We start from the raw sequence: 11,439 nt of genomic DNA on the forward strand, positions 1-11,439 counted from the left end.
CCATGCTCGCCCCGAGGATCAAGCCCAATTGTCAGCCTAGCACACACCGTCATAAGCTCTCCGAACCTTTTTTCCTCCAAAGTCACCGAATGCAGTCTAAAAACGTGAAGAAATCCAAGTGTTTTGGCATTTTTTCTGTTCTAATAACTTGGCGTATTCGAACACCTAAATCGGAGAAGAATAAATGTTCAGCAGAAATCGCAACGGAGTGGCCCAAATCGCTGGTACCGTGGCACTTCTTTTGGCATTTGGCGCCCAGGCAAAACCCCTGGAGATCCCTTTGGAATCCCAGATCGAGGAACTGTCCTTTGGTGAAGCTCGCGGCATGAAGAAAAACGATATCAGCACGCACCTGGGTGAACCCCTGAGCATCAAAGGTCCCATCGGTGAGCCCGCCATTACCCGCTGGGAATACAATGACTTCTATGTCTTTTTCGAACGGGATACCGTATTACACACGGTAAAGAAACCGCGCGGCTAAGTCGTTTTGAGATCACGCCAGGTCCACTGTTATCAGGCCTGGCCTCCTCCCCACCCCCATTCAATCAACAAGCCAACTCACACCCTGATGTTGCGGGACTGCCCGACGCGCCTTGCCGTCAATCCCTATGGCAGCAACTCCCAAATCATCAAGGGGCTGGATTTCCCCACGGCAACACGTCAATATGCCCGCCGTAACTTCACCCTGGTGGAGTGGTCAGCTTTTAGGCAAGTTGGCAGAACATCACCTTCAGGACCAGCGAGAAACCGATAGAAATGACAGTAAAAGTCGAATCCGTAGATAGCCTATTGAAATCCAGTGGCCGCGAAGGCGAAGAAGTTCGCGTGCAGGGCTGGATAAGAACCCGTCGCGACTCTAAAGCCGGCCTTTCTTTCCTGGCGGTACACGACGGCAGCTGCTTTGACCCCATTCAGGTGGTCGCCGAGAACCACCTGCACAATTACCAGTCAGAAGTGCAGCGCCTAACTACCGGCTGCGCGGTGGATATTATCGGCACCGTCAAGCCCTCCGAGGGCAAAGGTCAGTCCATCGAACTACTGGCCTCCGAAGTTAAAGTAGTTGGCTGGGTGGAAGATCCAGATACCTACCCCATGTCACCCAAGCGCCACACTATGGAACACCTGCGCGAGCACGCGCATTTACGTGTTCGCACCAATGTCAGTGGTGCAGTGGCCCGTGTGCGCAACTGTATCGCCCAAGCTATTCACCGTTTCTACCATGAAAACGGTTTCCTCTACGTGCACACCCCGATTCTCACAGCTTCCGACTGTGAAGGTGCCGGTGAGATGTTCCGCGTAAGCACCCTGGATATGGAAAATCTTCCACGTACTGATAAGGGTGCAATTGATTACAGTAAGGACTTCTTTGGCGAGGAGAGTTACCTCACCGTTTCGGGCCAGCTGAATGTTGAGAGCTACTGCCTGGCCATGTCCAAGGTATACACCTTTGGCCCAACCTTCCGCGCGGAAAACTCCAACACTACTCGCCACCTGGCAGAGTTTTGGATGGTGGAACCGGAAGTAGCTTTTGCCGATCTCGCAGATGTGGCCGACCTCTCTGAGCAAATGCTGAAGTACGTGTTCAAGGCGGTACTCGAAGAGCGCGCCGACGATATGGCCTTCTTCGCCCAGCGTATCGACAAGGAGGCTATCAGCCGCCTGGAAAATATCGTCGACAATGACTTCGCGCGTATCAACTACTCCGAAGCGATCGAAATCCTGGAGAAGTGCAAAGAGAAGTTTGAGTTCCCCGTATCCTGGGGTATCGATCTGGCTTCCGAACACGAACGCTACTTGGCCGAAAAGCACTTCAAGAAGCCGGTTATCGTGATGAACTATCCGAAGGATATCAAAGCCTTCTATATGCGCATGAATGACGACGGCAAAACCGTTGCCGCCATGGACGTGCTGGCGCCGGGAATCGGCGAGATAATCGGCGGTGCCCAGCGCGAAGAACGCTTAGAAAAACTCGACGAACGCATGGATGAAATGGAGGTTCCCAAGGAACACCTCGATTGGTACCGCGACCTGCGCCGCTACGGCACAGTCCCCCATGCGGGCTTTGGGCTGGGCTTTGACCGCATCGTGTCCTACGTGACCGGAATGGGCAACATCCGCGATGTGATCCCCTTCCCGCGTACCCCCAAGAACATTGCGTTCTGATGCAAAAAAGCCCCGCCGTGCGGGGCTTTTTCTTTTACCGTCTAAATCCTAGTAGAAACTAACTTAGACACTCTGGCTTGTGGCTGTCGCAATAATGTCATCACTAGCCTTCTCACTGATCATATAAACCGGCACCACTATAAAGAAGCCAGGGATACGCGGGAATACCGAGGCGTCCACCACGCGCAGATTATTGGTGCCATGTACGCGGAATTTGCTATCCACCACCGCCATAGGATCACTGGCCGGCCCCATTTTGTTCGAGCAGGAAGCATGATGACCCCAGGACTGATTTTTAACGAAGTCCCCAATCTGCTGATTTGATTGCACTCCAGCGCCAGGCAACACTTCTCTCGATACACGTTCGCTGACAAGTGGACCGGACATGATATCCCGGGAAATCTTCACCCCCTCAATCACCGCCTGCAGATCATCTCCCGAGGTATCATTACCCTCACCGAAGTAGTGAAAATTAATATCTGGAGTATCCCGCGGATCAGATGAACGCAGGGTTACCCGACCTGCCGTATTATTCGTGTGGCCCTTCAGTACGATCCAGGAGAAGCGGTCCTTATAATTTCTCAGTGCCTCAGAGTACCCCGGGAAGTAGCCGTGGAAGTCCGAAGGTACACCGAAGATAAACAGATCTGGATCTTCCAGATCCGGCTTAGAGCGTTTTACCAGGGAAAGCACAGGGCCATTACCACTATAAGGCCCCTTATTCAGCCAGCCGTAGCGATAGCGGTTCAAGCAGGGATCGCCCTCCTCCCCCCAAGTACAGTCCTTCAATAAAGCCAGATCCTCAGTCATCTCACTAACCACACCCACTTCGTAGCGGTCCTGTAGATTTTCACCCACACCCGGTAAGTCAACGATTGGATCAATACCATGGTCTCGAAGCTCATGCGCAGGACCCACTCCGGAAAGCTTCAACAGCTGCGGGCTATTAAAGGCGCCTCCAGATAAAATAACCTCCCGGTTGGCCCGCACCTGACGTAGAGTACCCGCGGAGCCGCCTTCATCATAATAAGGATCTGCTTTATACAAACTCGCGCCGTCCAGAAACTCCACGCCAACCGCCGTATTGCCCTCAAACAGCACACGTGTCGCCAAGGCATTAGTGCGAATATGCAGCAGGCTGGGATAAATAGCCTGGGTATCCAGCAAATGCTCACGGACACCACTGCGTCTGCTCCGACTATCCGCAGCCATCGGTGTAATGAACGGCCCCTCCTGTCCACTGGCAACATCCCAGTGGTTGATATCCAAGTTCAGCTTGCCTTTAATAATCTGTTCAATCGCCCCCTCCAAACCGTATTTGGCCAGTGACGCTTTGACGATTTTTAAAATGGTCGGATCTTCCAACAACAAAGCCGGGTTACCGCGATTTGTGGGCAACCAACCATCAAACCCATGACGTGAAGGGTTCGAAAAGATCGGACGAGACACATATTCACAGCGCTCAATGCGCTGGAAATAGCGCCGCATATTCCAGCTTTCCCAGGAGCTGTCACCAGTACTTTCCGCAATACGATCGAAATCATTGTTGTGGGGGTAGACAGTGATCAACGCATGGTGGGTAGTGCAACCACCAATCGTAGCGGCCCGAGGGTAAAGAATCCCCTTCCCCGCCACATACTTACTATCCAACTTTTGCTGACTGAGGTCCGCATAGTGCTTAACAAAAAAATCCCAGCTTAATTTACGATCCTCTGATGCAAAAGGGTGCCAAGCAGGGATATTGTGTGTATCGTCGCTGGAATCATTGGCTCCCGCCTCGAGAACCAGCACTGAGAATCCTGCCCTGGCCAAGTTTGCCGCAAGTGGGCCGCCACCCGCCCCCGAGCCAACAATCACATAGTCGTAAACATCATGGAATTCGTTAGCGCTACCGGAAACCGCTGCACTTAACCCTGTGGTTGCAGCCCCCGCAGCCAAGCCAACCTGAAGTGCGCGCTTGGTAAAAGTTCGCCGAGTAACGCCTTCTTCACAATTTTTTTTATCGGGTGTTTTTTTACTATCCATACTGGTTATTCACTTTAATTTTTTGAGGATCGCATAACGTCCTATGGGTGTTTAAACAGTAAAACCTAAATGAGCCAACCACGCCCGAGCCTTAAAAAGGCTCTCAGCCAGCGTAACGCTGAAGCTTACTAAAGCAATCCCATAAATCCCTTTTTCGGACAGACCTCTCAAAAACAACGCAAAGAAAAACCTAAATCACTTCACTCAAATTCAAAATTGACGCAAGTCAATTTAGAAATAGTACGCCATAGAAGAGATCTTAAAAGCTAACCATTAATCCATTTCGCCAAACCAACTAAAGAAACTGACTTTGCAGGAAACAACCGTAAATGACCTGCCGACAAGATTATTTAACCGCCAGACTCTAACATTGAAAACATATGACACCATTCGACCCACCTCCTTAAGCAAGCAGTCACCCAACAGGCATGTGGAATATTTTTGATTAATACCTCTTGTTAACTTAATAGCAGTTACCAAAAGCGACGAAAAATTTAACAATGTGAAATTTTGACTCGGAGATCTTCAAATTTTCTACAATAAAACAACCTAACGATCGTACTTGTTGCGTTACATGCCAGGACATAGTTATCATTTCTCTCAACAAAAAAAGAAATATAAAAAGCCTAGCCACCCTGGCAAATGAGCTCCCGCACCTTGGTATACCAAACACCAACTTACAGGTGGGCACCAAAAGGCATAGCCGCTTCCAAGGAGAATTCTATGTCACTCGATAGAAGCGACATTTCCAGTAACGCTTTCCCCGAACCTTCTCCCACAACCAATCGTGGACCTTTCGTTTTAATACGATTTATTAAAGAGGCGGAAACGAGAAAAACACACCCCGCACAGAAGATAAAAAAGCTTGCGAATCGAAAAAATTGTAAAACGCTCCCAACAAACTAAAAAAATTCGACATAAGGTAGCATGCGAGATCATCGCCCTTTATGAACATCACATCTAGATTGTTAATCTAGAACATTTTTTAAGAAAAGTTTCAGTCGCTCGATATAGACAAGGAGAACAAACCATGCCCAACATTGTCCGGAATCGTACTGTCGCCACCAGCAGCAATGACATGCTGGCTGATTTAAGCGCCGCTCTGGGAGTCACTCAAGCCAATATGCGCTGCATTGGCGTGATGATACAAGCAGGAAAAACTCTAACGTCATTAAGCAACATAAAGAAGACGATCGGAGGCGGGCACGTTTCACCATTTGTAGTGAACGCAAATGGCCTACAGAGCTGGGATGAAGTTTGTGATAGTAGTTGGCAAACCTGGGCGCAAAACTCGGCAACAGGTCAAACTCACAACACAGTCAATGATGTTATGTTCTACCCAAGCTCAGCCAACGACATCACAATTTACGTTCATCCTGCAACAGATACCGAGGTAGCCACCGTCGTTAACAGAGCTCAACAACTATTGAATGCCACCAGTCTGGTTTACAATCACAAGCCAACACTAACCTCCAACTTCCCAACTTCCGGAGATTGCGTCACAAAGAGCGCCTGGGTAATGGAAGCATTTTCCTACTCCAAACCCATGCAAGGCGCAGTGACGCCATGGGGACAAGCCGTTATCTATGAAGCCTATACATCTCCGGTGAACTTCATGAGTAGCTGGGTTAAAATTAAAAACAAAGGCTGCAAACTTGGAGTAATGGGAATATAGTCAGCGCAAGTTAAGCGCAACAATCTGAAGGCCTATCCCCAGTGACCCGACAATGAATATGCTGAATACCAATCTTCATTGTCGGGATACCAACGCCCACTCGAACGCAGATGATCCAGTGCTATAGTTATCTCACCGATAGCACAACGCTAATCCACTACCGGAGTTACCTGCAATGATCTACTTATTCATGCGCGCCAAATTGAAAGACTTTGATAAGTGGAAAACGGTTCTCACAGATTTTATGCCTACCCTCGAAGAAATGGGAGCCACCGATACATCCATTTATCGGGATGTGGACAATCCGAGTGATATTACCGTTATTCACAAATTTCCCTCAAAAGAGAAAGCTGAGGCATTCGTTAACAGCCCTGCGTTACATAAATCCCGAAAAAAAGCTGAGGTGGTTGGTACGCCTGAGATTTGGTACACTGAAAAATTATAAACACATTAATTTTTCACAAAGGACTCCAAAATTAATGGGTCCCACATCAGCAGGAAAAAACCCTACTTAATCCTCACCTAAATATTATTTTACACACTTAAGTCAAGCAGTTCGCAGAGCAAGCTCAGATCTGAGTTTTTTTCTCTCTGCTCACTCGACCTGTCCTGGTCAGCCGTGGGGCGCCTCTATTTATGGGTAAACCCCGGAAAAGCCCTGAGCACTGGGTATGGAAAAGTCATTGACTGACAGCTTTAAAACTCAGAATATAATTTTCAATTACAGATTCTCAGAAGCTCCCTGAAAAGAACAGAATGAAATGACTTGCTCGTCACGCCAACTGATAACTATAGCATTCCCCACCGATCTTGATAGATCCACCTGAGACCCTTCGCTAATCCAACCGGGAATGTTGAGTAATGATCAGCCCCGCTTACTATTTCATCTTCAAGATGAAAATCTTGTAATTTTCTCGACCTTAAACGCGCAACAAACTTCCTATGCCCGCTGACCATATCATTTCGCACCCTGTCATTCTCAGTAGTTTCTAGAGCACCCGTCGCTAAATATACATTAGCATTCAGGGAAGTGTGCGTTCTTGAGTACGCTTCCTCAAGGTCAAAAATTATTTCATTTTTATACCAAAGCGATGGACTTGTTAGGATATAGCTGGAAAATAATTCAGGCTTGGTCAATAATACCCAGGCACCAAAAGACCCCCCAAGAGATTGCCCCACCAAGATTCTTCTAGAGGAGCTGGCCCGATAGTTTTCCTCAACAAACGGAATAACTTCATCCTCAATAAACCTCAAATACTCTGGCGCACCTCCAGTTTTATAGCGCTTCCAACGTGGATCCAAAACAGGAGTGAGATCTCGAACCCGGCTAAATTGACCATTTTCGCCATGGGCAAAAGCGATACCAACCATTATCGACTTATCCATACTTTTCAAGTGTGCGATACCAGCAGCCACCTTAAAAGTATAGGGCCCGTCATTAAGGTATAGTACAGGATATATTTTCCCTGTATTTTTCCTCTCGGAGTACCCTGATGGGGTTTTAATGTATATATCATATTTACGCCCCAGTATTTTTGACTGAATTGTAAATATTTTACCCCCCTCTATTTCAAAATTTTTCGATTCCCGAACCACAACCTCTTCAGCCGCGACCTGAAAATATGAAAAGAAAATTACCACCGTGAACACAAACCTAAACATACAACCTCTACCTTTATTAATCTTAAAATAATGCTTATCCGTCCTGACGCATTAAATTGAGGAAAACCACACAAAGGAATCCTACAAAAACACTCAGAAACTAGATAGCCCCGAAATCTAAGAGGAACAGCTAATGACTGGCTTAATCGAGAGATTGCTCGGCTCACACTGACCCAGCGATATCCTCCCTAGAACAGCGACTACCTATAAACACTCAAATCATTATTAACATGATCGATATGCTTATAAAAAACCTCCAGTGCTTTTCCCGTTAAATTATTTGAAGCTGGAAGATCCAATCCAAGAGGATCTATTGCCTTACCATTTTTATGAACTTCATAGTGCAGATGCCGACCCTGAACTCTACCCGTAGCACCCAAGAAGCCTATCACCTGCCCTTGCTCCACTGTTACACCCGATTTAATGCCTTTCGCATAACCCTTCAGGTGCGCATAAATAGTTTGAATACCTGATCTATGACCAATTCGGATATAATTCCCAAAACTACCAAAGTAAGAAGCCCTCTCTACTATTCCATCTCCAGCGGCCAGTATGGGAGTCCCCAATGGCGCACCGAAATCTAATCCATTATGCATTCTGGTATACCCCAGAACGGGATGTTTACGCCTACCATAATAGGAAGATAACCGTGCATTCTCTAGTGGAGTTTTCATTAGAAAGCTCCTCGAACTTTTCCCATCAGGGTGGTAGTAATCAACGCTTCCAGACTTTTCATCTTGATATCGGTAAAGTGTCACTATGCTATTCGCCAATGCCAATTCCGCAAACTTGATGGAATGAAAAATTTCACTGCCATCTATGTCGTCCCGCACTGTGTTATAGAACACAGTGAATTGATCACCAGAGAGAATCTCACGTTGAAAATCTATTTCATAACTTAGAATCTCATTCAACTTTGCTAAAGCTGCATGAGATAAACCAAGCCTTAGCCCGGTATTATAGAAACTCCCGGCAATCTCACCTTCAACATAATGGCTCTGCAAGGTGGTTGAACTCTTATACTTTACAGCGAAAAACCCCTGACCGCCCCTCTTAACCTCAAGTCTCTCTGCAAATCCCAAGCTTACACGAATACTCTGAAACCGTGATCGCCCATCAAATACCAAGCGAAATCTCTCCCCAACCGCTAGAGTATTCACATCGAGGTACTTTGATAAGATCCGCACAACTGTAATAGCATCCTCACGCACGATCATATTTTCAGCCAGCAAGGATAGTAGGCCTTGATTTTTAGAAAGAAAAACATCCTTTTCCAAATCAACCGCATTCACTGTGGCAACAGCAGTAGCTTGTGATTTTAAAGTATCAATAGCCCCTTCAACTAACATTAAAGGAGTTTGATCTGATTCAAAAGATACAATTTTTGATAAAACATCAGTGTTAAACTTATAAATATCTGCACTCTGGGAAGGAGCTTTCGCCTCCACCAACTTTAGCGACAGAAAAATCCCTAGTAAGATGGCAATAAACTTACGAATCTTTCCTCCATAGACCATTGAATACTGACACGGAGTCTGCGCATTTAGTACAGATTTAGATTGCAGGTTCTCCATACATCAACCAAACCACAGGGACAATAAATGCTCAGGATTGACTCGCTCACCATGCTCTATTAATTCAAAGTGAAGGTGAGGACCGGTTACCTTTCCAGAAACACCAACCGTTCCAATTTTCTGACCCGCTTTTACCTTTTGCCCAACCTCTACCTCCCTAGAATCTAAGTGTGAGTAAAGTGTCTGGGAGTTATCTCCATGATCAATAATAATAATTTTTCCGTAATTCTTATGCTTATAGTGATCGGTTGAAACAACAATAACGCCACCAGCAGGTGCCACTATCACCGTCCCCAGCGCTGCTGCGAAATCGGTACCTCGATGCGGATTTTTTCTAATGGAACTCAAATCACCAAATTGGCTGCTTACACGGGCATTCTTAATCGGCACTATCCAACCCCCTCCATCAGGACTAGCTGCCGACAAACCAGGATTAACTAAAACTCCACCAACAGTAAAAAGCAAAGTAAAGAAGATAAGTGATACCCTTAACACTCCCAGCTTCAACTTCTCAGGGGGCGTACCTCCATGTGAAGCATCCATAATATTTATCATTCTTCTTTTAAAGAAAGAGACCTGGCTGATTGTATCAAATGTTGAAAAAGCGACACCCCCTTTATAGCTAGCAGTCTCCGCGCACTGTCGTAGCGTACGCAACATTGCCCGAGCATATATTTTTCCACTCCCAGAAGCAGAGCGCCTCAACACTTGCCGATCGCAGCTAAGCTCAACAGCCCACAGAAATTGCTCTTTAAACCACCGAATAAACGGAGCAAACCACAAAAAACAACCCAATATATGAACAGACATGATCAATATCGGGTCACGCCTTTTGATGTGGGTTAGCTCATGCTCAATGACTAGCGATTTCTCTCGGGCATCCATCGACATTAAATAGCTTGGCAAAACGAGTTTTAGATTAATTAAACCAAAGACAAATGGTGAGCATTTAGCTTTGGTAAAAATCACCTCAATATTATTTTTAGCCAGGTAATCATATTGTGACCTGCACAGTAGGTCGCCAACAACCTGCTTATTAAAAACAACTTCACCAGATATCCCCAGCTCATTCGCCAGTCTATACTGCTTTCGAAGCATCAATAGCAGACTTAAAAATACCCCACCAACATATAAAATCATCCAGCAAGCTGCGAAAGCATCGACACTGTTCAACGTTAGTGTCCTATTTTCCGCTACAGGACTTTCGTTCTGGTTCAGGTCTGGAACTGCAGCAGGTAATACCAGATCATAGCTTAACTCAGGAATAAGACGCGCCGCTGAAAGATCTAACCATTGTGCAAGGAAAAATGGCAAGCTAATTACACATAAAGCGCACAGCCAGAAGCTCCGCCAATAATGAATAACCCTTAGCTTGGCGCCAGTTAGAGAAATAAAACTACGCACGCAAATATAGATGAAACAGACCCACAAAAGGGTAAAAATAGATACAATTAGAAGATTGAGTGCATAGGGTGATAGAGAAGATATTATTTCCAGCATATTAACTCACAACCTCCATTTTAATCTTCATCTGGCCAGCTATTTAACATTTCTTGTAACTCTTCTAATTCCCTCTCATCCATTAACTTGCTATTAGCAAACATGGCGATAGGAAGAGGACCATCCAACTCAAGAACCCGCGTCGCAAAGTCGGTAGCATATTTGGCAAGTGTCTCGACCTTATCGAGGGCAGCTTTATAAACTTGGATACCGTGCACCTCTGACTGTATTACCAGCGACTTATCACGCATTCTGTCTAGCGTTTTCCGGGTCGAGGAATAAGACCATTGGAGTTCAAACTTCACCTTTTCATGTATTTCTCGAGCACTTAGTGGGCTTTGCTTCCAAAGTGCTTTCAGCAAGGAGAGTTCTGAGGGAGAGGGTTTGGTTTCTTTCATTGATTTTCTTCTTATGACTCAAGACGCACAATCGCTACACAAGACACAAGTCTGCGACAAGTGTCGCAGTCGGTCAAATTGTATGTTTCAGCAAGTATCGACCTGAGACCTGATCATTTTTCAACCAGAGGCTAACAGCTGCAATAGAGCAACTCACACCAAAAGACTTATAAGCTACAAACTTTTGGAGGACATCGGGGTAGCCATAGAAGTGATTACGATGAAAGGATAAAGGGGCATAAAGGAAGCTAGCTATGTAACAAGCACTTTCAGAGATGAAACGGGCATATCCTGGTAGCTATCTTACCTATTCCCTACTGGGTATAGAGCTCAGCCCAACCAAGACACCAGGGCAACTTGTAGCAGCTATTAACCCGGCGGACAAATAGTTCTGTTATGCTGCATATTTAATCGATTCATGCCGGAAGTAGGATGCTACACG

At 46.2% G+C, this 11,439-nt stretch carries 9 protein-coding genes; 4 read left to right on the top strand and 5 right to left on the bottom strand.

Annotated elements, in window-relative coordinates; all coding sequences use genetic code 11:
* Nucleotides 1-184 precede the first annotated feature (184 nt).
* Together Q1A69_RS17415 and asnS are read left to right on the top strand one after the other, a co-directional pair.
* Nucleotides 185-481 carry a hypothetical protein gene (locus Q1A69_RS17415; RefSeq protein WP_299588252.1) on the top strand — a complete coding sequence of 99 codons (297 nt, stop codon included), beginning with the start codon at nt 185-187 and terminating at the stop codon, nt 479-481.
* A 275-nt stretch (nt 482-756) separates the two neighbouring features.
* Nucleotides 757-2,163, top strand: coding sequence for an asparagine--tRNA ligase (gene asnS / locus Q1A69_RS17420; protein WP_299588254.1), 1,407 nt, complete (start codon nt 757-759; stop codon nt 2,161-2,163).
* A 63-nt stretch (nt 2,164-2,226) separates the two neighbouring features.
* Here asnS and Q1A69_RS17425 read toward each other — a convergent pair whose 3' ends face one another.
* Complete coding sequence (locus Q1A69_RS17425) at nt 2,227-4,188, bottom strand: GMC oxidoreductase (RefSeq protein ID WP_299588257.1); 1,962 nt, start codon at nt 4,186-4,188, stop codon at nt 2,227-2,229.
* A 1,030-nt stretch (nt 4,189-5,218) separates the two neighbouring features.
* Here Q1A69_RS17425 and Q1A69_RS17430 point away from each other — a divergent pair.
* Nucleotides 5,219-5,863 (top strand): hypothetical protein, encoded by a 645-nt coding sequence (locus Q1A69_RS17430; RefSeq protein ID WP_299588260.1) that lies wholly within the window; start codon nt 5,219-5,221, stop codon nt 5,861-5,863.
* Nucleotides 5,864-6,038: 175 nt separating this feature from the next.
* Nucleotides 6,039-6,308, top strand: coding sequence for a DUF1330 domain-containing protein (locus Q1A69_RS17435; protein WP_299588265.1), 270 nt, complete (start codon nt 6,039-6,041; stop codon nt 6,306-6,308).
* 344 nt (nt 6,309-6,652) lie between these two features.
* Here Q1A69_RS17435 and Q1A69_RS17440 read toward each other — a convergent pair whose 3' ends face one another.
* The 4 genes from Q1A69_RS17440 to Q1A69_RS17455 form a co-directional block, all read right to left on the bottom strand.
* On the bottom strand, nt 6,653-7,525 hold the full coding sequence (locus tag Q1A69_RS17440) for an alpha/beta hydrolase-fold protein (protein WP_299588268.1): 873 nt from the start codon (nt 7,523-7,525) through the stop codon (nt 6,653-6,655).
* A 200-nt stretch (nt 7,526-7,725) separates the two neighbouring features.
* Complete coding sequence (locus tag Q1A69_RS17445) at nt 7,726-9,099, bottom strand: M23 family metallopeptidase (protein ID WP_299588270.1); 1,374 nt, start codon at nt 9,097-9,099, stop codon at nt 7,726-7,728.
* Nucleotides 9,100-9,102: 3 nt separating this feature from the next.
* On the bottom strand, nt 9,103-10,599 hold the full coding sequence (locus Q1A69_RS17450) for a M23/M56 family metallopeptidase (RefSeq protein WP_299588273.1): 1,497 nt from the start codon (nt 10,597-10,599) through the stop codon (nt 9,103-9,105).
* Nucleotides 10,600-10,619: 20 nt separating this feature from the next.
* Nucleotides 10,620-10,997 carry a BlaI/MecI/CopY family transcriptional regulator gene (locus tag Q1A69_RS17455; protein ID WP_299588275.1) on the bottom strand — a complete coding sequence of 126 codons (378 nt, stop codon included), beginning with the start codon at nt 10,995-10,997 and terminating at the stop codon, nt 10,620-10,622.
* Nucleotides 10,998-11,439: the final 442 nt, after the last annotated feature.

Origin of the sequence: uncultured Microbulbifer sp. (assembly GCF_947498635.1) — a bacterium.
In the GTDB taxonomy this organism is placed as follows: Bacteria; Pseudomonadota; Gammaproteobacteria; order Pseudomonadales; family Cellvibrionaceae; genus Microbulbifer; species Microbulbifer echini.

Bases quoted from the DNA above. Each gene is read 5' to 3' on its own strand.
- Q1A69_RS17445 (WP_299588270.1), bottom strand. From the start codon at position 9,099: ATGGAGAACCTGCAATCTAAATCTGTACTAAATGCGCAGACTCCGTGT.
- asnS (WP_299588254.1), top strand. From the start codon at position 757: ATGACAGTAAAAGTCGAATCCGTAGATAGCCTATTGAAATCCAGTGGC.
- Q1A69_RS17435 (WP_299588265.1), top strand. From the start codon at position 6,039: ATGATCTACTTATTCATGCGCGCCAAATTGAAAGACTTTGATAAGTGG.
- Q1A69_RS17450 (WP_299588273.1), bottom strand. From the start codon at position 10,599: ATGCTGGAAATAATATCTTCTCTATCACCCTATGCACTCAATCTTCTA.
- Q1A69_RS17425 (WP_299588257.1), bottom strand. From the start codon at position 4,188: ATGGATAGTAAAAAAACACCCGATAAAAAAAATTGTGAAGAAGGCGTT.
- Q1A69_RS17430 (WP_299588260.1), top strand. From the start codon at position 5,219: ATGCCCAACATTGTCCGGAATCGTACTGTCGCCACCAGCAGCAATGAC.
- Q1A69_RS17440 (WP_299588268.1), bottom strand. From the start codon at position 7,525: ATGTTTAGGTTTGTGTTCACGGTGGTAATTTTCTTTTCATATTTTCAG.
- Q1A69_RS17415 (WP_299588252.1), top strand. From the start codon at position 185: ATGTTCAGCAGAAATCGCAACGGAGTGGCCCAAATCGCTGGTACCGTG.
- Q1A69_RS17455 (WP_299588275.1), bottom strand. From the start codon at position 10,997: ATGAAAGAAACCAAACCCTCTCCCTCAGAACTCTCCTTGCTGAAAGCA.